Raw genomic sequence first — 21084 nt, 5'->3', positions numbered from 1 at the left:
CTGACCGTGCCAGTCATGGTGAGACAGTTTTTTTTAGTTTATCAGGGAAGAGTGGCGGAGCCGTCTGTGTCTGCCTTTGAATTCTGTTTGATCCTGGCGGCCAGTTCAATAAGGAGCTGGACAATGGTGAAGATCCCAAGCCTTGGATTGATATCTACATGGCGGTATTCTTCATTCAGGTCATTGGTGCAAAGGGCGATGGTGCTGTAGGGGATCAGAGGGCTGTCCTTTTCACAGGTGAGCAGGACTGTGATGGCGCCCCGGGCCTTGGCCTTGCGAAAGACCGACAGATAACGTCTGGCATCTCCATGGGCCGTGATGATGAAAAGAACGGCATTGCTGCTGATCTCGTGTATAAGCCCATTGAGCAGGCGCTGCCATTCCACCAGAATGCAGGGATAGTCAAGGGTAGTCAGGACCGTCTGAAGATATTTGGCGGCCAGGGAGCTTAAATTAGAGCCGTAGATATAGATGGGCCGGTCGCTGGTTAAAAGCCCGGCAATCTCCTCCAGCTTCTCCTCATCCACCTGATCCAGATTGTCCTTAAACAGGGCAAGGGAGTGGTGGACCAAGTCATCTGTCCGGAAGGTCTGAGGGTGAAGCTGCTTTAATTCCTTGCGCACCTGGTATTTGAATTCGTTATAGCCCTTTAAGCCAAGCTTCTGGCAGAAACGGACAATGGTGGCGTTGGAGGTATACAGACCTGCGCTTAAATCGTTTAAATTGGCATATACGGAAGAGGGAAGATTGGATTCAAAATACTTTAGGATCTCTTTTTCCGTATCCGTAAGGGGAAGCTGACGTGCTTTTTCAAATAAAGGAATCATGGTTTCCTCCCTGTTCTGCCTGTTCTCTGACGGACAGCTTGTAGTGAAGATAACTGTGTATGATGACGTTGATCACATAAAATACCGGAAGCCTGGAGGTGAACTCCGCTCCAGAGTTTTCCCGCTGGTCGGTGAAGAAACGGAAATTGACAGTGGCCAGGTTGGCAACTGCATTGTTGGTATATGGGGTAATGGAGAGGATGGGGATATTGTTCATCCGGGCGATTTTTCCAAGGCGCAGGGTGGGGCCGAAATCCCCTGTGGTGCTGATCAGGATCAGCAGGGATTCCGTATGGATATTTCTCAAAATGTGCTCCCCCATTTTGCCGGATTCGATCTTGTACACGTTCTGGCGTCCGATGGAGAAAAGGAGCTTTTCAAAATAGTCGCTTAGAATGGAAGTGATCCCTCCAGGCGCCCATAGGTAAATGGTGCAGTTGCTGTCAAAATACCGGAAGGCGCGGCTGAGCTGGTCCTGGGATATGAGGTTGGAGGTTCCTTCCACGTTGGAGCACAGGCTGTCAATGAGGATCCGGGTGGTGAAATCCTGTGCCTTTGAAGCAGCAGGCCCGGAATTTTCTTTTCTTCCTTCGGCCCGGAGGGCATATTTGAACTCCGCAAAGCCGGAATACCCAAGTTTCTTGCAGAAACGCAGGATGGTGGCAGAGGAATAGGATGTCTGGGAGGCCAGTGACTGTATGCTCATATCCAGAACCTCTTCTGTGTGTTCATAGACAAATTTCAGGATGTTCAGTTCGTTGCTGCTCAAACTTTTGATAACAGCGTCATCCAGATGAAGTGTGACCATGGGAAACCTCCTCAAAAATCTCTTTCGTCCATTTTATCACGAATACATGATAAGTCAATGCTGGGACCAGTGGGAAATGGGCCGGCTGCCTGGGAAAAGCCCTGTGGAATCAGGATCAGTTTAGGGCAACAGATTGACAGGATGGCCTCTTTGTGCTACATTCAGGACATAGAAAGGGTGAAAGGAGATGATGCCTGTGGCTGAGATCATGCCTCATATTAAGCTGTCGGAAGAACATGCCGTTCCCTATGGGCTGCTGCCGGGAGATCCAAAACGTCTCGACCGGATCGCAGCCTGTCTCACAGAGGTGGAGGAACTGGCCTGGAACAGGGAATTTCGAAGTCTTAAAGGAAAATACAGGGGAGTTCCGGTCATGGCGGTGTCCACTGGGATTGGAGGAGCGTCCGCTGCCATTGCAGTGGAGGAGCTGGCAAGGATCGGGGTGAAGGCCATGATCCGGATCGGAAGCTGTGGAGCGCTGCAAAAGGGAATCCGCCTTGGGGATTTGATTCTGGTCAATGGGGCTGTCAGGGATGACGGAGCCTCGTCCTCTTATGTGGATTCCATTTATCCGGCTGTGCCGGATACGGAGCTTTTGCTGTCCTGCATGGAAAGCGCCGGACAATTGGGTGCAAGAACCCATGTTGGAATTGCCAGAAGCCATGACAGCTTTTACATTGATGAGGAAAAGGAGGTCTGCGCCTACTGGGCAGGGAAAGGAGTGATGGGTTCTGATATGGAAACCGCAGCGTTATTTGTGGTGGGTGGACTGCGGGGAGTGAAAACCGCCTCTATTTTAAATGTGGTGGTTGAGCATGAGGAATCCATAGAAGATAACATCAACAGCTATACGGTTGGAGAATCCGCTATGATGAGGGGAGAGCATTTGGAGATCCTCACGGCTTTGGAAGCCTTTGTCCGGCTGGATAAAGGTTGAAAGAAAAACATGTATGGAGGAAGAAGAGATGAAAAACTTATTTAAAACGAAATTGAATGCGGCCTGCTTTGTACTGATTCCGGCCTGTATTGGAATCAATTATTTAGGAAAGCTTTTTGCGTCTGTTTTAAAACTGCCTCTTTGGCTGGATTCCATCGGCACCTGTATCGGCGGCATTCTGGGCGGTCCTGTGATCGGCGGAATCTGCGGAGCAGCCAACAACTTGATTTACGGCTTTACCACCGGTGATTCCATCACTCTGGTCTATGCCCTGACCAGCTTGGGAATCGGTGTGGCCGTAGGAATCATGGCAAGGCTGGGCCGTATGGAAAAGCTTTCAGGAGCCATTCTCACTGCCTGTGTGGCAGGCCTTACGGCTGTTGTGATTTCCACTCCTTTAAACATTATTTTCTGGGGCGGGACAACCGGAAACATCTGGGGAGATGCTGTCTTTGCCTGGTCACAGGCCTCAGGACTTCCCGTTGCCCTTGGCTCCTTCCTTGATGAAGTCATCGTGGATGTGCCGGATAAGCTGATCACCCTTTTGATCGTGTTTGCCATCATCAAAGGACTTCCAAAGAAACTGACCTCCCTTTACGAAGTGGATGATGAAGTACTGAGTCTGGATTAAAGCAGGAAAGGCAGAATTATATGAAAAGTATCAGTCTTTACGTGGATAAAGATACATTCCTGACCAGGCTCCATCCCTTTGCTAAGATGTTCTATATCCTGGCCGCCGTCAGCGCACCCTTAATCGGGGGTGCGCTGTGGATGTACGTCCTGTTTTTAGGCCTCAGCCTATGCCTTTTGGTCAGCGGGAAGATCATAGGTCAGGTTTTGCCCTTGATCGCATTTTCTTTTACCATCATCATCACTATTTTTTTGATACACGGCCTTTTTAACCAGGAGAACCAGAAGGCTTTGTTCCATCTCGGCCCTCTTGTGTTTTATCAGGAAGGGCTTCTTTATGCGTCCGGGATCGGGCTTAATATCTTAAACATGCTTTTGGCCTTTGCTACCTTTGTATTGACCACCAAGCCTGCGGACCTGGTGGAGACACTGGAGCAGGCAGGCTTTTCCCCCAGGTTCGGATATATGATCAGCTCTGTTTTCCAGATCATCCCCCAGATGATGGGAACTATGAACACTATCATGGATGCCCAGAGAAGCCGTGGCATGGAAACAGAAGGGGGCCTGCTTGTAAGAGCCAGGGCGTTTATCCCCCTGATCTCGCCTGTGGTCAGCAGCTCCCTGATCAACACCAGGGAAAGAGCCATTGCCTTAGAGGTGCGGGGATTTGATTCAAGGAACAAAAAGACATTTTTAAGAGAACGCAGGCTAAATGGCAGGGACAAGGCGTTTATGTCATTTATGGCCCTGCTCATTGCTGGTTCTGTTCTATGGAGGGTGCTTGTATGGCTTTGATTGAAGTGAAAAATCTGAAATACCGGTATCCCCACAGGTCAGACCTGGCTCTTGACGGCCTTGATTTTCAGGTGGAAAAGGGCCAGTTTATCGGAATCGCAGGTGAAAACAAGGCAGGAAAGAGCACCTTATGCCAGGCCTTTGCCGGTCTGGTGCCCACCATGTTCCGGGGGGCTTACGGCGGCGGGATTTTCATTGACGGAGCGGAGGCGGCCAAGACGCCCATTGCCGCATTGTGCCAGAAGGTGGGGCTGGTGTTCCAGAATCCGTTTAACCAGCTTTCCGGAGCAAAGGATACGGTTTTTGAGGAAATCGCCTTTGGGCTTCAGAATCTGGGGATTCCCAGGGAAGAGATTTTTAAGAGGGTGGAAGAAAATCTAAAGCTTTTGGATATTGAAAAATATAGAGACAGGAATCCCTTTGATTTATCCGGCGGGCAGACCCAGCGGGTGGCAATTGCCAGCATCCTTGCCATGGAACCTCAGATCATTGTTCTTGATGAGCCAACATCCCAGTTGGACCCTCAGGGAAGCGAGGAAGTGTTCCGGGTGGTTGACAAGCTGGCGAAAACAGGCATCACCATTATTATGGTGGAGCAGAAGATTGAGAAGCTGGCTTTCTACTGCCATAAGATCCTTCTTCTCCACAAAGGAAAGCAGATCGCCTATGATACTCCGGAACGGATTTTTTCAAGGGATGATCTGGAGGAACTGGGGGTTAAACCGCCGGTTTATACCCAGGTATGCAGGGCCCTTGATGTCTGCAGGAAAGAGGGAGAGGACAGGCTTTATCCTGTCACCTTAGGACAGATGGAAGATTTAAGGGAACAGTTTCCTCCAAGGCTTTCCGGAAGGACCTTTATAAAAGAACAGGAAAGAGAGCAGGGTCAGGAAGTGTTCCGGATCCAGGATCTTGGGTTCCGTTACCAGCCGGACACTCCGGTGATTGAGCACCTGGATCTTCGCCTGGATCCAAGACCTACTGCCATCATCGGCCAGAACGGAGCAGGAAAAACTACTCTGGTCAAGCTGCTGAAGGGACTTTTAAAGCCTGATGAAGGGGAGATCTTCTTTGAAGGCGAGGATATATCCAAAAGGACCGTGGCGCAGCTTGCAGGAAAGGTGGGATATGTATTCCAGAACCCGGATGACCAGATATTTAAAAACAGGGTGATGGAAGAGGTCATGGTGGGACCCCTAAATCTAGGGATGAGCCGGGGAGAGGCACAAAAGAGGGCCGCAGAAGCCCTTGAAATGGTAGGACTTATGGAGGCAGCAGAGGAAAACCCCTATGATCTGGATTTATCGGAACGGAAAATGGTGGCAATAGCTTCGGTGGTGGCCATGGACCCCATGGTTCTGATTTTAGATGAACCGACCATTGCCCAGGATGCAAGAGGAAGGGCCGTGCTGGGACAAATTGTCCGTACCTTAAGGGAAAAGGGGAAATTTGTCCTGGCCATCCTTCATGATATGGATTTTGTAGCGGAATACTTTGAACGGGTCATTATCATGGCTCACGGAAAGGTACTTTCCGACGGGCCGGGAGAAGAGGTCTTTTATGAGAAAGAAAGCCTGTCCAAGGCCAGGCTGGAGCAGCCCCATACCACCGGGCTGTGCCAACTCCTGGGCTATGAAGGTGCATTTATGACGGCAGAAGATATGAAGGCTGGGGATAGATAGCCATTATGTCTCTGCGCTTTTATCCCCAGGCAGGAAACGCCTGGCTTATAGAGGAATTCCTTTGAAGCCAGGTGTTTTTTATGTTGGAATTAAGCCTTTCTAGGTTTTTCTGTCAGGAGGGCAGAAGACTACAATCGTCAGGGGAGTGGTGATAGCCGGAATGCTGCGCGTGGTAAACGCGTAAATAACAAGAAGAAAATGGCCGCCTGGATTGTAAAAGAAGGTCTGACCGTTGGAAAGGAGGATCGTTGTCTCACTTTGATCGGACAGGCTCAGTCTCAGGGTTTGGTCTGAATTCATCAGGTCTTCGTCAAAATAATCAAAAACAGCTTCATACCCATCACTGTTTTCCGCAAGGACGACCGCTGTAAACTGTGGTGGATAAATAAGGGGCACAGGCGCTTTTGTATCATAGAAGGCAACGATGAAATCACCGGTGTTAAAGGTGTACTGGTCAAGGACATAGGTTTGGGGAGTTACAATAAAATTGATCTGTCCCAGGCTCTCACTCATTACAGAAATAATCATGGTGCAGCTTTTATCGTCAGAAGAGGTCATTAAGGGATTGACGGAAGTCACTGTTCCGTATACAGGAGAATAGCGTGCCATAAAAGATCCTTTTCATCATTCTTATTTTTATCTTATGAAGGAGGAAGTGGCATTATGAAATATTTTGCATTCATGAAAAAACGGAATTTTCTTAAGACCTCCAAAATGGAAGTTATTTCCAGGAATCCCATTGCGCCCTGGGAGGCTGGGCGTCAAAGGGGAAATCGTAATAAAAATGTCAAGAAATATACCGTAAATATTTAGACAAATTTCGCGTTTTTCATGTATAATAAATTCTGAACGAAAAGGTCAGTAAAGAGGTAGGAATTAAATGGAAAACGTGAAACCGCGCAGCAGAAAGAAAAAGCCACTGGGATTAAAGGGTTGGGCAGCAATTGGAAGCGGAACTGTAGCTGCAGCGGCGCTGATTGCTGCTTTGGTCTATCTCCAGACGGGCAGGCAGTATGAAAAGGTGTTTTTCCCTAACACCACGATCAATGGTATGGATGCATCTAAGAAATCCATAGAAGAAGTAAAGAAGTCAATCGCTTCCGGAATTGATGGGTATGTGCTGTCAATCAGGGAGAGAGGGGGAAACCCAGAGGAGATAAAGGGAAAGGATATCGGCCTTGAGTCGGTTTTTGACGGAAGCCTTGAAAAGCTTTTGGCAGATCAGAAGACCTACCAATGGCTGAAGCACATAAAAACGCCCCAGGAATTTGATATAGGAACCATGATACAGTATGACAAGGACAAATTGGAAGCGGCTGTTTCCGGCTTATCCTGTTTCAAAGATGAGCTTGTGGAGAAGCCGGAGAACGCCCGGGTTTCCGACTATGTATCGGGACAGGGTTACACAATAGTGGCTGCCAAGGAAGGAAACCAGTTGGACCCGGAAAAGGTGAGGACAGGGATTTCCGAGGCTGTGATAAACTTAAAACCGGAGATTTCCCTGGAAGAGCTTGACGCTTACGTAAAACCACAGATCCCGTCTGACGATCCCCAATTGATCGCCCAGGTGCAGACACTGAACAAATACGCCAATGTTACCATTACATACAGCTTTGGAGATGAAAAAAAGACTTTAAACGGCGATACGATTTCAAAGTGGATCGGAATCGGAGAAGATGGAAAGGTTTATCTAAACAGCTCCGCTGTCACTTCTTATGTGAAGGAGCTGGCCTCCAAGTATGATACATCCAACAAGGCAAAAAGCTTAAAGACCTCCTATGGGCAGACAATAAAGATCACGGGAGGCAGTTATGGCTGGAGAATGGACCAAAGCGCCGAGGCAGATGAACTGGCAGAGCTGATCCGTTCCGGACAGAGCCAGGCCAGGGAGCCTGTTTACAAACAAAAGGCAGCCAGCCACGGGGACGCTGATTACGGCAGAACTTACGTGGAAGTGAACTTAACGGCCCAGCATCTGTATTTCTATAAAGATGGAAAGCTTGTGGTGGATTCAGATTTTGTATCCGGTAATGAGTTAAAGGGCTGGTCCACTCCTGCGGGAGTATATTCTCTTACCTATAAGCAGAGGGATGCTACCTTAAAAGGAGAAAATTACAGGACACCGGTGTCTTTCTGGATGCCTTTTAACGGAAATATCGGTTTTCATGATGCCACATGGCGCAGTACCTTTGGAGGCACGATCTATAAGACCGGCGGTTCTCACGGCTGTGTCAATCTGCCTCCTGCCGTGGCAAAGACCATGTTTGAGAATATTGCATCAGGGGTTCCGGTTTTGTGCTATCATTTGCCTGGAACGGAATCCAAGGCAGCCTCCGACGGAACTTCAAAGCCGGGAGAGACAAAGCCTGCTACAGAGCCCACCACTGCAGCCAAGCCTACGGAAGCACCGACCACGGCTCCGCCCACCACTGCGGCTCCTCCTGCCACCAGGGAACCTGAGACAGAGATTCCAACAAGCGCTCCTTCTACAGGGGGTGAGATCGGACCTGGAGTTTCCAGTACTTCAGGCAATAAGAAAACAGGGCCAGGCGCAAAGAAATAGCGCTGCCCGGCAGAAATATATGGGAGTAAAGCCTTAAGCTGCTGCTCCGGCTGTCAACATGAGCCGGGCAGCAGCCTTTCTTTTTTGTGGGAAAACAAAGGATCTTCTTGACAATGGAAGGATGGTGATATAGGGTTTGATATATGGAAGCGTATAGATAAGGAGGAACGTGAAATGCTTAATAAAGATACCTTTGTGCCCATACAGTTTTTTAAAAAAGAGGCTTACACCGGGAGCATGAAAGGGATGCGCTACCGGATAAAAAAGGAAGAGGAAGAACTTTCTGTCGTGGTATATCCGGAACCCTATTGCTATGAGGCGACTCCTGAAGAGAAAAAAATACGGGCGGCCTTTCCTTTTACGGAAGAGGGACGGAAACAAGTGGTGGACTGGATCAATCATCAGTATGAGGAAAACCGGCTGGTCTGGGAAAAGGCCGCAAGGAAATGAGTCTCTGTATATTTTTTGTCCCCACAGAAGATTGATTCAGTAATAACGGAAAAATTTTATGAATGGGCGGAACCGGAATACCGGATACCCGCCTTTTCTTTTATTTAATCTGGCAGAATTGATTACTATGAATTATAATGTAAACAATACCATTTGCAGAGGAGGAGAAAAGGTTGAAAACTTTAATCTACAAGATTCTGAAAAGTTTACAGGTTCGTATCGTGATTGTCTTAATTATCTTTATTTTCATTCCATTTTTCTCTTTACTTAGTTACAATTTTTCCAAGGCAGAAAAACGTCTGATCGATAAAAAGATGCAATTATTAGATGGAAATATTATTCAAATCAAGCAAAATATAGAAAATATTTTAGAAAACAGCATTAAGTTATCAAACATATTAACAACAGATAAAACCCTTTTGTCAAATTTAAAAAACACAGTTCAAGTGAAGGAACCTCCTGGGAACTTATACGATCTGACCAATTTCGATGTGATTGCAATGATCAACATTGAGGCAAGGTTATCTTATGCCAAAAGCAATATGTTTTATAATTATGCCACAGATGTTATGGTACTGGGAATGAATGGAATTGCATATTGCTCAAATGATATGAGCAGCAGCTATAAGGCGAAACAGTTCTATCTAAACGATTTTGCAAAGCAAGGCCATTACAGTGGAATTAACGAAAACAGCGATAATATCGTTTGGCAGGCGCCATTTGTTTATGGGTTTGACCAAGAGTTTCAATGTATTTCAATGCGAAGAAGAATCAAGGATGATTATTCCAATAAAACATTGGGGGTAATCATGATCAATATGGATATTAGTAATTTCAAAGATATCATTAGTGACGATATGGACAGCATTACCGTTGCCGTAGTTAATGAACAAAAAGAAGTGGTTTATCAATCTAACCATGATTTTCATATAAATGAAAAGCTATTGGAGGGAGGGAAAGAAATCGCTGAAATTGATGGACAGAGTTACCTTTACCGGGAAGTGGCGTTAAGTAAAACAGGCTGGTCAGTGGTGGCATTATCTGATTACGATAAAGTTATGAAAGAGATTCGTGATTTAAAGCATCAAACTTATTTAATTAGTATCAGTATTTTTATAGCGATTTTATCATTAACTATTTTTGTGATTTTATATATTACAAATCCAATTAAAAATCTGATTAATAATATCAGAAATATGGAAATTGGCAGTTATCATTTTGATGAAAGTTCCAGCCGGCAAATGAAAAAAAACTTTGACAGTGACGTAAAAGATTTAATACATACATTTGATTATTTAATAAAACGCACACAAGAGTTAGTAAATCAAGTGGTCGAGGAAGAGCGGACTAAATCAGAACTTAAATATGAGATGCTCAGAGCGCAGATTAATCCTCATTTTCTCTTTAATACACTTAATACGATCAAATGGTCGGCATTGATGAATGGGAATGATTACATTGCAAAGCTGATTGTTGAGCTTGGGAAACTGTTAGAGGTTAGTATGAATAAAGGCGTGGAGGAAATTACTTTAAATGAAGAAATTGATTTAATTAAGGCATATATTTTTATTCAAAATGCAAAATACACAGACAATATTAAACTGCAAATCTCAATGCCGGAAGAATTAGGAGAATGTCTCATAGGCAAATTTTTGTTACAGCCAATTGTAGAAAATGCGATTGTCCATGGATTGGAATTTCAGCCAGGAGCTGTTTCTATTGATATTACCCAGATAGATGATAAACTATCGGTAATGTTAACCGATACAGGAAAAGGATTTACACCAGAGGCATATAGTGATGAAACGGGTTTTGTGTATAGCGGAATTGGTCTTAAAAATGTATCCGAGAGAATCCAGCTAAAATATGGAAGTGATTATGGTGTACAATTGGTTAGGGATTATAAGGAGGGGGCAAGAATTTTACTGATGCTTCCTCTGTTGAGAGGTGTCTATGTTAAAGATAATTGTTGTTGATGATGAAATGCTTGTTCGGGTTGGTATTGCCTCCTGCATTCACTGGGAAGAAAATGGATTTGAGATGGCAGGGCAGGCTGGCAATGGCAAAGAAGCCTTGGAATTGGTGAAACAGAAACGGCCGGATATTGTTATTACAGATATTAAAATGCCGGTAATGGATGGAATCGAATTAATTCAATGTTTAAAAAGAGATTTCCCCAGTGTGAAAATTATTGTATTAAGCTGTATTAATGAGATGGAATATGTAAAAACAGCAATGAAATTGGGAGCCGAGGATTATATTTTGAAGCTTTCCATGGAAGAGTCGGTTTTATTAAAGGCATTGGCAAAGGTACAAAAAACCATTGAGAAAGATCAATTGAAGACGAATAAAAATATTGCCTTAGAAAAATTGATGAATCAAAAAGCGCAGATTATTCTGGAAAACTTGTTTCGAAGTTATCTAAATGGGAGCATTGGGGAAGAACATTTTCAGGGGGAGCTTAAATTATTAGGATACCAAGTGCCGCAGACAGGGTATCGGGTGATATACCTGGTAATTGAAGACTACAAGCGGGCACCTTCAAGAAGCAAGATTGGAGATAGTCAGCTTCTCAAATTTTCCATTACCAATATTATAAAAGAGCTGTTAGCAAATCAGGAAAGCAATGTGATTGAAATGCAGGAGGGGCATTATCTGATTGTCTATGCAAATCATTTAAGTACCATGGGAAGCCGGCAGTTTTGCGATAAACTCAATACCATAACAGGAAATTATCTGGAGTTTCAGTCTTTTTTTGGGATCAGCAAAAAGCCGGCAAGTTTTACAGAGTTAAAGGAACGGTATGAGCAGAGCCTGATGGCGATAGAACATTGTTTCTATCAAAATAGAGGGGATCTTGTGTATTGGGAAGATATTTTCCTGAAAAATTTTCATCACAGCAGAGTGATCAAGACTTCTTTGGAAACAGATTTTCGAAATTGCGCAATTAGTATGAATATGGATGGCTGTCGGCAGACACTCAAAAAGATGGAGGTCTGGTTAAATCAAAATTATTTTAAACCAAAGCAGGTGAGAGAATTTTTCGTTAATTTGGCCTATGAATTCCGGCGGATTATCCGGCGTTTTTTTGAGGAATCCAATATTCAGGAATTTGAAAAAGAAGTTTTGACAGAACAGGTAAAACAAGCGGATTATTTGTTTGAGATGGTAGATTGTTTTGTTAGTTTTACATATGTTGTTGAACAGAATTTGCGCTTGATTAATAAAAGAGGTGAGCGGCAGGAGATTGTAACGATCAAATTATATATTGAAGAAAATATCGGAGAAAGAATCAGCCTTGATCAGGCTGCCAATATGTGCCATGTGAATAAAAGCTATTTATCCACACTATTTAAAAAAGAAATGAACGAGGGATTCAATGACTATGTAAATAGGGTGAAGATGGAAAAAGCAAAAGAACTGATAGAGAAAAAGCAATATAAAATTTATGATGCCGCCTGGGCGGTGGGAATAAAAGATGAATCTTATTTCAGTAAATTATTTAAAAAGCATTTAGGAATCAGCCCCAGCCAGTTGCGAAGATAAAAATTGTTGTATTAAAATCCAAATAAAATACCTTTTTTGTTTTATTTAAAAGTTGGAATAAAAATAGTCCCTTACGGAAGGAAAAATGCTAACGATATTGCCAAATATCCAGAATTACATTACATTGTAACATACAATATTTTCTTTTATAATGATGGGGTAAGAAAATAAAAATGAAAGCAATGGAGTGGAGGGACTATGAAGAAAATTTTATCTTATATGTTAGCAGCAGCATTGGCAGCAGGTTCATTGACCGGATGTACATCGGGTGTAAAAGAGACAACTAAGGCAGCGCAGACAGGTAATCAGGAAGAATCAAATGCAGCAGGAAATAATGGTGAAAAGATTAAGCTGGTAATTTGGGGGGCAGTACCAGAGGATAAAGGGCCTCAGCAAGTATGTGACAATTACAATGCCCTCAATACAGGTGTAGAAGTAGAGTATGTCAGATATGTCAATGATGAACAGGGAAATGTAAAATTGGATACTGCTTTGATTTCCGGGGAACAAATTGATATTTTCTTTAGTTATGGTGCGGAGAAACGTGAAAAGAGAGTGAGTGCCAATCTTGCCTTAGATTTATCGGAGCTTTGCAAGCAGTATGATATTGATGTATTGCGTGATTTTGGAGATGTTGCAGAAAATAATATTACGGAAGATGGAAAGATTTATGCGATTCCAACCTATAAGCAGGCAGATTTTATTATGGTAAATAAAGATATGTTTGAACAGGCAGGAATTGAAATCCCCAAATCATGGACATGGGAAGAGTTAAGTGAAGTGGCAAAGCAATTAACCGTAGAACAAGGTTCTAAAAAAGTATATGGTTTTTTAAAGAGTACAGACGGTAATGTTATCAATACATTTGTTGCCACCAATGGCAATAAGGATTCTTGGATGAATGAAGATGGAAAAACTACAAATTTTGTTTCCAATGAGAGCCTTAAAAAAGGGTATGAAGTGATGAACCAAATGATGTATGTGGATGGTTCGATGATGACCTGGGAGGATATGATTGTACAGAAAGTCAGCGCAAATGAAGCCCCTATCTTTTTCAACGGAGAGGTTGCCATGGTAGCTGCCGGAAGCCATCACATTCGAAATATTAAGGATGTAGCTACTTTCCCAAGAGATTTTAAAGTGGGATTTGTGGAGATTCCAAGTTTAACAGCCGAACAAAAGACATACTATGCAGCAATTAATACACAAGATGATATGTCAATCAATGTTAAATCAAAGTATAAAGAAGAAGCAATGGCATTTATCAAATGGTATTATACAGAAGGCTATGACCCCATGATTGAAGGCGGCAGGATTCCTCTTTATCAGAATTATAATACAGACAGAATAGCAGAATTAATGCTGGCTGGTGCGGAAGATTTAGTTGATATTGAATCCTTTCAGAACGTTATGTTTAAAAAGTATGACAATATGCAATATGACGTGAATAACACCGGGAAAGCAGAAATTGCTAAAGTTATGAAAGAAGAAATGGAAGCTTACTTTTTAAAACAATATGATTTGGATACGGCACTTGAAAATATGCAGAGCAGATGCGATGAAGTGTTAGTCAGACAATAAAAAGGAGCAACATTTCTATGAACGTAAGGAAAAGAAAAATTTTACGTAATCTTGAGGGCTATTTATTTATAGCCCCAAGTTACTTATTAATGTTGGTTTTTTCAGCATTTCCTATCTTGTTTTCTTTTTATATCTCTTTTTCAGAGTGGGATATGATCTCAGGATTTGATAATATCAAGTTAATTGGTGTGAAAAATTATGTTGTCATGTGGAGTGACATTTGGTTTAGGCAGTCGTTAATTAATAATCTGGTCTATACACTTGTGGTTGTGCCTGTAACCTTAGTGCTGGCCTTATTATTAGCTGTTTTTATCAATGATTATGTCATCGGAAAGAAATTAGTCCGATTGGGTGTTTTTTTGCCCCATATTACAAATATTGTGGCGATTTCCATGATTTGGTCCATGCTTTATAGCAAAGAGGGACCCATTGGCCACGGTGCAAGAATGTTTGGCATAGAGAATGTACCTAATTTTCTGGCTGATAAACAATGGGCATTGCCCTCCATTATGGTGATGATGATTTGGTTATCTTTGGGATACTGTACATTGATTTATATCGGCGGACTTCAAAGTGTACCAGAGGATCTATATGAAGCTGCTAAAATTGATGGTGCAAGTTGGTGGATCTGTCTGACCAGGATTACCATCCCAATGATATCTCCAACGACTTTCTTTTTATTAACAACACAAGTCATCAATTCTTTTAAAGTTTTTGGACCGATTCAGATGATGACGCAAGGAGGACCGGTACGGGCGACTACCGTATTGGTTTATTATATCTACACTGCAGCCTTTGAATTTTATAAATTTGGCTATGCGTCTGCAATGGCGATGGTGCTTTTTGCAATTATTTTAATTTTGACGATTATTCAGTGGCAGAAGCAGAAGCAATGGGTAAACTATTGATAAGGAAGTGATTAAGTCATGAAGAAACAAAAAATAACAGTGAAAAGTGCGGTAATCACGGTCATAATCTATATGATTGCTCTTACAATGCTAATTCCATTTGTTTGGATGATTTCGTCTTCATTTAAAAGGCCGGCAGATATCTTTTCTTATCCGATTAAATGGATTCCGGATTATTTATATTTAGAGAACTATAAATACTTGTTTGAGCATGAAAATGTGTGGCTTACCTATTTTAATTCAATTAAAGTGACATCAATTAATGTAATTGGTTCTTGTATTACCAGTGCATTAGCGGCGTATGCTTTTGCTAAGATGAAATTTAAGGGCAGAGATATTTTGTTTTTGCTGTACATATCCACATTGATGGTTCCGAGTCAGGCTACTTATGTACCTAAATTTGTGTTGTTTACAAGGCTTAATCTGGTAAATACACATTGGGCGCTGATTCTTCCAGGATTATATGCAGTATTTGGAACTTTTTTAATGAGACAGTATTTTATGCAGATTCCAGACGCATTAATTGAATCAGCACAGGTAGATGGTGCTTCCCATTTTCGGATTTGGCACTCGATTATGCTGCCAATCGTAAAACCGGCATTAGCAACCTTTGCAATTGTGGTATTTGCTCATCATTGGAACGATTATGAAACTCCGCTGATTTTTATCAGAGATAAAAATTTAGCAACGATTCCCCTGGCATTGGCTAATTTTACTGATGAGAATGGAAGAATGTACCATTACATTATGGCTCTGACGTCTATTTCCCTGATTCCAATGTTTACTGTGTTTATTCTTGGCCAGAAATATTTTATAGAGGGAATGACAGCCGGAGCGGTAAAGGGTTAGGGGGGGTATAGAATGGTGAAAGAAATGTATGATGTGGTTGTAGCAGGAGGCGGCCCAGCCGGAGTTGCAGCGGCAATTGCAGCGGCCAGAAGGGGAGCGTCAACGGTATTGATTGAGCGTTATGGCTTTTTAGGGGGAATGGGAACCGCAGGTTTGGTGGCGCCATTTATGAATTACTATGCCGGTGAACAACGGTTAATCAATGGTATCTTTAAAGAGATAACGGATCAGCTCACTGATATGGAGGCATTTGGCGGCTCTGGTGATCCTCTGTCCTTTGACGCAGAAGCACTAAAGCTGGTACTGGATCAGATGTGTATGAAGGCAGGTGTAGACGTGTTATTTCATACCTTTGTCTCTGGCATAACAAGAGATGGGGCCAGGCTTACGCAAATCGCCTGTGTCAATAAATCGGGGAATCAATTGATAAACGGAAAAATATTTATTGACGCAACTGGAGATGGCGATGTGGCGGCTTATGCAGACTGTCAGTTGACGGTTGGAAGGGAGCAAGACGGATGCTGTCAGCCGGTGACCTTAATGTTTAAAATGGGCGGAGTCCATAAAACGGTCTGTGGCGGAGTGGAATATGAGGTTCCCAAAGAACATGGGCTGCCCCAGGGACGAGTGTTATATTTTGGACTGCCCAGAAAAGGTGAAGTAGCGGTAAACATGACCAGAATGACAGGAATCAATCCCATTGATATAAAGGATATTTCCAAAGCGGAAATGGAGGGACGCCAGCAGGCATGGGAAATTGCTGCATATTTAAAAAAACATGTGGAAGGATTTGAACATGCGTACCTTATGACAACTGCTGCACAAGTTGGAATCCGCGAGTCCAGACATATCATAGGAGATTATTTACTGGATGATCAGCATGTGTTAGATTATAAAAAATCAGAAGATGATATTGCCTGGTGCAGTTATAAGATTGATATTCACAATCCCTTAGGGGATGGAACAGAAATTCGGGATTTAGAAGAAAATCAGTATTATGGAATCCCGTACCGCTGTTTAACACCAGTGGGAACAGACAATTTATTGATTGCCGGACGGGCAATTTCGGCCAGTCATAAAGCGCACTCATCCTTACGGATTATGCCGACTTGCTACGGCATTGGTGAGGCAGCAGGAGCTGCGGCTTATCTGGCTCTTTCGTCGGAGAATGTCAGAAGTGTAGATATCAGGCGGCTACAGGCAGGAATCAACGCGGTGTGATTTTTAATTCCACAGCCTTAGGATTGATTTACCTTTCAGAGCTGTAGTTCTATTTCCCCCTTTCCTAAATGAATGAAGTATGGTATGATAGTGTATTATTGGAATTACTGACATGGAGGAAGAGAAATGGAAGCGAACAAAGAAGAAGTGGTTTCTAAAAACTTTATTGAACAGGAGATAGATAAGGATCTTGCAGAGGGCGTTTATGATCATGTGCAGACCAGATTTCCGCCGGAGCCTAACGGCTATCTGCATATCGGACATGCAAAATCGATTTTACTTAACTATGGCCTGGCTCAGAAGTATGGTGGAAAATTCAACCTCCGTTTTGACGATACAAACCCGACAAAAGAAAAAACAGAATTTGTGGAATCCATCATGGAGGATGTGAAGTGGCTGGGAGCTGATTTTGAGGACCGCCTTTTCTTTGCCTCCAATTATTTTCAGGAGATGTATGATTGCGCCGTTCTTTTAATAAAGAAGGGGAAGGCATTTGTCTGTGATCTGACTGCGGAAGAGATCAGAGAATACCGGGGGGATTTTAAGACTCCGGGAAAAGAAAGCCCTTACCGGAACCGCAGCGTGGAAGAGAACTTAAAGCTGTTTGAAGAGATGAAGGAAGGCAAGTATAAGGATGGGGAAAGGGTTCTCCGTGCCAAGATCGATATGGCGTCTCCCAACATCAACATGCGTGATCCGGTTATTTACCGTGTGGCCCGAATGACTCATCATAACACCGGGGATCAGTGGTGCATTTATCCCATGTATGATTTTGCCCACCCAATAGAGGATGCCATTGAGCGCATCACCCATTCCATCTGTACTCTGGAATTTGAAGACCACAGGCCGCTTTACGACTGGGTGGTTAAGGAGTGCGAATATGCAAATCCTCCACGCCAGATCGAATTTGCAAAGCTGTATCTGACCAATGTGATCACTGGAAAACGCTACATTAAGAAGCTGGTGGAGGACGGAATCGTTGATGGATGGGACGACCCCCGCCTGGTATCCATTGCAGCCTTAAGAAGAAGAGGCTACACCCCGGAATCCCTCCGCATGTTTGTGGATCTGGTAGGCGTATCAAAGGCCAACAGCTCCGTGGATTATGCCATGCTGGAATACTGTATCCGTGAAGATTTAAAGTTGAAGAAACCCAGATTGATGGCGATCCTGGATCCGATCAAGCTGGTCATTGACAACTATCCTGAGGATACCGTGGAGTATCTGGATGTTGCCAACAACATGGAAAATCCTGAATTAGGAGAGAGAAAGGTTCCCTTTGGGAAAGAGCTTTATATCGAACGGGAAGATTTTATGGAAGAGCCAATTAAGAAATATTTCCGCCTTTTCCCAGGCAATGAAGTCCGCCTGATGAATGCTTATTTTGTCACCTGCACCGGCTGTGAAAAGGATGCTGACGGCAATGTGACGGTAGTGCACTGTACCTATGATCCGGAGACAAAAAGCGGCTCCGGCTTTGAGGGCAGAAAGGTAAAGGGAACGATCCACTGGGTGGCTTCCTCCACCGCAGTACAGGCGGAATGCCGTCTGTATGAAAACATCGTGGATGAAGAAAAAGGAAAGCTTAACGAGGACGGCAGCTTAAACTTAAATCCAAATTCCTTGACAATCTTAAAGAGCTGCTATGTGGAGCCCAGCTTCTCAGGCACAAAGGCTTATGACAGTTTCCAGTTTGTGAGAAACGGATTTTTCTGTATTGACTGCAAGGACAGCAGGGAAGACCATCTTGTATTTAACCGGATCGTTTCATTAAAGAGTTCTTTTAAAATAACAAAATAAACTTATGACAGGCCGTGATGGCCGGTCAAACGAGAAAAATGCTGCATGACCGGGAGAAAAAGGACGTGCGGCATTTCTTCATATCCGGTAAAGGATATCCTGTGGTATGTCTTTACACCCGGTAAAACGGGGGGCTGTGTCCAAACCTATGAGCAGGAAAGGAGGAGTTTTTCATGGAACTTCTGATACCCTTAAAAAACCAGTCTGGAATGCCCTATTACAGCCAGATTTACAGCTATATCAAAGAGGAAATAAAAAAGGGGAATATAAGTCCGGCTACCCGCCTTCCGTCTACAAGGCAGCTTGCGGAGAATCTAAAGGTCAGCCGCAGCACCACCCAGATGGCTTATGAACAGCTTTTGTCAGAAGGGTATATTGAGGCTGTCCCCTGTAAGGGGTATTTTGTATGCAGGATCGAGGGCCTGGTGCACACGGGCCAGGAACTAAAGGATAAGATTCCGTCTCTTTTTCCTCCCTCCTCCTTTGGCAGGGAAAAGGCTGGGGAATGGAAGGTAGACTTTTCCCCCAGAGGCATTGATCTTTGTGCATTTCCCTTTAATACCTGGAGAAAGATATCGAAAAATACTCTTGTAGACGATAACCGGGAGATGTTCATGCCGGGAGATCCCCAGGGGGAACCTGCCCTCAGGGAAGCCATCCGTTCCTATCTCCATTCCGCCCGCGGGGTGAACTGTCAGGCAGAACAGATCATTGTGGGAGCAGGAAGTGAATACCTTTTGATGCTGCTGTCCCAGATTCTTGGGAGGGAGCAGGTGATCGCCATGGAAAACCCCACCTATAAGCAGGCTTACCGGGTCTTTCACAGCTTAAAGTACCAGGTGGTTCCTGTTGCCATGGACCGATCCGGCATGGATGTGGAGCTTTTGGAAAAAAGCGGGGCTCACATCGCCTATGTGATGCCTTCCCACCAGTATCCCACCGGCATCGTAATGCCGGTAAAGAGGAGGCAGGAGCTTCTTGTCTGGGCCTATGAACAAGAGGGGCGGTATCTCATCGAGGATGATTATGACAGTGAATTCCGCTACAAGGGAAAGCCCATCCCTGCTTTGCAGGGAATGGACGGAAGAAACCGGGTCATTTACTGCGGGACCTTTTCCAAATCCATTGCGCCTGCCATCCGTGTAAGCTACATGGTCTTGCCAGCACCTTTGTTAGCCGTTTACCGGGAGAGGATGAATTTCTATGCCTCCACAGTATCCCGCATTGACCAGAACATCCTTTATCAGTTTATGGCAGAAGGACATTACGAGCGCCATTTAAACCGGATGAGGGCGGTCTATAAGGCAAAGCACGACGTGCTGTCAGCAGGTCTTAAGCCTTTTGAAAGCCAGTTCTTGATCAGGGGAGAACATGCGGGGCTTCATCTGCTTTTAACGGACAGGAAGAAAAGGGCGGAGAGCCTGCTCATAAATATGGCGGAAAAATCCGGGGTTAAGGTTTATGGAATGTCGGGATACTTTATCCATGAAGAGCATAATGACTATCCGTCAACGGTTGTTCTTGGATTTGCAAGCCTTACGGAAGAAGAGATAAGAACAGGACTTACCCTGCTTTGCCGGGCCTGGTCCGTGTGTGACCATAAGGAGGGATTTTGTGAGTGAGAATTGGGAGGATCAGAAGAGAAGGGAAAACCTTCGAATCATCCTTTGGATCGGGCTTATTACGGTGCTTCTGCTGCTGCTCAGCATTGCCGGTACCATAAGGAATGAAAAAGAATATGAAGAGCCAGCCGGGGATTATACAGAGGTGGGAAAGGCAGAAGCAAAGGCTCTGGCAGCGCCTTTGGAAGAGGTCTCATCGGATGAGATAATCCTTACCTCCGGAGATGAGGAGTTTTTAACCCGGCTGACAGAGCTGTTTGACCAGGGGGACTTAGAAGGGGCCGCCAGAGTGTTAAGCGGTTATGAGATTCCCTGGAAAGACTTTCCCTTCATGTATGACGGGACAAGGGTGAAAGGGGAGATATCTTCCGGCAAAGGACTGGTGTTTGTAAAGGCTTCTACGGTTTTTTACGGAAATTTTGCATCAGGAAAGCCGGAGGGAGAGTGTACGGCCCTTCAGGTCCTTGAACTGGAGGAAGGGAAACGCTATGATTACTCCTATGGGACATGGGTGAAGGGAAAGATGAACGGAAACGGGGAATGCGGCTACAATTATTACGACGGGGTATCAGAGGGAATTACAAAGCTCAATGCAAAAAGAGGGGCTTTTCAGGATGATCTGATGCAGGGAGAGATCACCTACACCAGCACCAATGCAGAAGGGGAGGCTGCCGTCTGGCAGTTTTATGTGGCTGATGGCGTGATCGTAAAGGATGACCGGTGGATAAAGGATACGGATGATTCCGGCGGGCCCATTTACAAGCTCATGGCAAAGGATGATGATATCCATGCTTATATTTTAGGGGAAAGCGCCATAGGAGAGGACAGGTGGAAAAACCTGCTGGTTTTTCCACAGGCTTAAAAA

General features: G+C 44.2%; 19 protein-coding genes. 16 read left to right on the top strand and 3 right to left on the bottom strand.

From position 1 onward, the window contains the following. Positions 1 to 41 precede the first annotated feature (41 nt). The gene (locus ACYVD3_RS10490; protein WP_460642462.1) at positions 42 to 827 is read right to left on the bottom strand and encodes a MurR/RpiR family transcriptional regulator; all 786 of its coding nucleotides are present in this window, start codon (positions 825 to 827) and stop codon (positions 42 to 44) included. Continuing rightward, positions 811 to 1635, bottom strand: coding sequence for a MurR/RpiR family transcriptional regulator (locus ACYVD3_RS10485; RefSeq protein ID WP_460642461.1), 825 nt, complete (start codon positions 1633 to 1635; stop codon positions 811 to 813). The genes ACYVD3_RS10490 and ACYVD3_RS10485 overlap by 17 nt, the downstream gene beginning before the upstream one ends. A 196-nt stretch (positions 1636 to 1831) precedes the next feature. Here ACYVD3_RS10485 and ACYVD3_RS10480 point away from each other — a divergent pair, with 196 nt between their 5' ends. Genes ACYVD3_RS10480 through ACYVD3_RS10465 form a run of 4 tightly spaced genes read left to right on the top strand, consistent with a single transcriptional unit; the run spans position 1832 to position 5679 of the window. Next, positions 1832 to 2572, top strand: coding sequence for a nucleoside phosphorylase (locus ACYVD3_RS10480; protein WP_460642460.1), 741 nt, complete (start codon positions 1832 to 1834; stop codon positions 2570 to 2572). A 28-nt stretch (positions 2573 to 2600) separates the two neighbouring features. Beyond that, positions 2601 to 3203, top strand: a complete 603-nt coding sequence (locus ACYVD3_RS10475; RefSeq protein ID WP_460642459.1) for an ECF transporter S component — start codon at positions 2601 to 2603, stop codon at positions 3201 to 3203. A 20-nt stretch (positions 3204 to 3223) separates the two neighbouring features. Continuing rightward, positions 3224 to 3997 (top strand): energy-coupling factor transporter transmembrane component T family protein, encoded by a 774-nt coding sequence (locus ACYVD3_RS10470; RefSeq protein WP_460642458.1) that lies wholly within the window; start codon positions 3224 to 3226, stop codon positions 3995 to 3997. Continuing rightward, a complete protein-coding gene (locus tag ACYVD3_RS10465) occupies positions 3988 to 5679 on the top strand; it encodes an ABC transporter ATP-binding protein (RefSeq protein WP_460642457.1) in 1692 nt (563 codons plus the stop codon). Before ACYVD3_RS10470 ends, ACYVD3_RS10465 begins: the two co-directional genes overlap by 10 nt. Before the next feature lie 99 nt (positions 5680 to 5778). Here ACYVD3_RS10465 and ACYVD3_RS10460 read toward each other — a convergent pair whose 3' ends face one another. Next, positions 5779 to 6288: a hypothetical protein gene (locus ACYVD3_RS10460; RefSeq protein ID WP_460642456.1), complete on the bottom strand. Its 510-nt coding sequence runs from the start codon at positions 6286 to 6288 to the stop codon at positions 5779 to 5781. 54 nt (positions 6289 to 6342) lie between these two features. Between ACYVD3_RS10460 and ACYVD3_RS10455 the strand changes: the two genes are divergently transcribed. The 12 genes from ACYVD3_RS10455 to ACYVD3_RS10400 all read left to right on the top strand — a co-directional run bounded on the left by ACYVD3_RS10455 (position 6343) and on the right by ACYVD3_RS10400 (position 21081). Next, complete coding sequence (locus ACYVD3_RS10455) at positions 6343 to 6492, top strand: hypothetical protein (RefSeq protein WP_460642455.1); 150 nt, start codon at positions 6343 to 6345, stop codon at positions 6490 to 6492. A 67-nt stretch (positions 6493 to 6559) separates the two neighbouring features. After that, a complete protein-coding gene (locus tag ACYVD3_RS10450) occupies positions 6560 to 8242 on the top strand; it encodes a L,D-transpeptidase family protein (protein WP_460642454.1) in 1683 nt (560 codons plus the stop codon). Between the two features lie 174 nt (positions 8243 to 8416). Then, the gene (locus ACYVD3_RS10445; protein WP_460642453.1) at positions 8417 to 8692 is read left to right on the top strand and encodes a GNAT family acetyltransferase; all 276 of its coding nucleotides are present in this window, start codon (positions 8417 to 8419) and stop codon (positions 8690 to 8692) included. A 173-nt stretch (positions 8693 to 8865) separates the two neighbouring features. Continuing rightward, positions 8866 to 10668: a sensor histidine kinase gene (locus tag ACYVD3_RS10440; RefSeq protein WP_460642452.1), complete on the top strand. Its 1803-nt coding sequence runs from the start codon at positions 8866 to 8868 to the stop codon at positions 10666 to 10668. Continuing rightward, positions 10646 to 12238, top strand: a complete 1593-nt coding sequence (locus tag ACYVD3_RS10435) for a response regulator transcription factor (protein ID WP_460642451.1) — start codon at positions 10646 to 10648, stop codon at positions 12236 to 12238. Before ACYVD3_RS10440 ends, ACYVD3_RS10435 begins: the two co-directional genes overlap by 23 nt. Before the next feature lie 198 nt (positions 12239 to 12436). Beyond that, positions 12437 to 13819 (top strand): ABC transporter substrate-binding protein, encoded by a 1383-nt coding sequence (locus tag ACYVD3_RS10430; protein ID WP_460642450.1) that lies wholly within the window; start codon positions 12437 to 12439, stop codon positions 13817 to 13819. A 17-nt stretch (positions 13820 to 13836) separates the two neighbouring features. Then, entirely contained in the window at positions 13837 to 14727 is an 891-nt protein-coding gene (locus ACYVD3_RS10425) for a carbohydrate ABC transporter permease (protein WP_460642449.1), read from the top strand. Positions 14728 to 14745: 18 nt separating this feature from the next. Next, complete coding sequence (locus ACYVD3_RS10420; protein ID WP_460642448.1) at positions 14746 to 15576, top strand: carbohydrate ABC transporter permease; 831 nt, start codon at positions 14746 to 14748, stop codon at positions 15574 to 15576. Between the two features lie 12 nt (positions 15577 to 15588). Continuing rightward, positions 15589 to 16797, top strand: a complete 1209-nt coding sequence (locus ACYVD3_RS10415) for an FAD-dependent oxidoreductase (RefSeq protein WP_460642447.1) — start codon at positions 15589 to 15591, stop codon at positions 16795 to 16797. Positions 16798 to 16923: 126 nt separating this feature from the next. Continuing rightward, the gene (locus tag ACYVD3_RS10410) at positions 16924 to 18597 is read left to right on the top strand and encodes a glutamine--tRNA ligase/YqeY domain fusion protein (protein ID WP_460642446.1); all 1674 of its coding nucleotides are present in this window, start codon (positions 16924 to 16926) and stop codon (positions 18595 to 18597) included. A 173-nt stretch (positions 18598 to 18770) separates the two neighbouring features. Continuing rightward, the gene (gene pdxR / locus ACYVD3_RS10405; protein ID WP_460642445.1) at positions 18771 to 20219 is read left to right on the top strand and encodes a MocR-like pyridoxine biosynthesis transcription factor PdxR; all 1449 of its coding nucleotides are present in this window, start codon (positions 18771 to 18773) and stop codon (positions 20217 to 20219) included. Then, a complete protein-coding gene (locus ACYVD3_RS10400) occupies positions 20212 to 21081 on the top strand; it encodes a hypothetical protein (RefSeq protein WP_460642444.1) in 870 nt (289 codons plus the stop codon). Before pdxR ends, ACYVD3_RS10400 begins: the two co-directional genes overlap by 8 nt. Positions 21082 to 21084: the final 3 nt, after the last annotated feature.

It is taken from the genome of Lacrimispora brassicae, assembly GCF_054772055.1.
The sequence above is the reverse complement of the archived record's forward strand: the minus strand, read 5'-3'. Positions and strand labels throughout refer to the sequence as shown.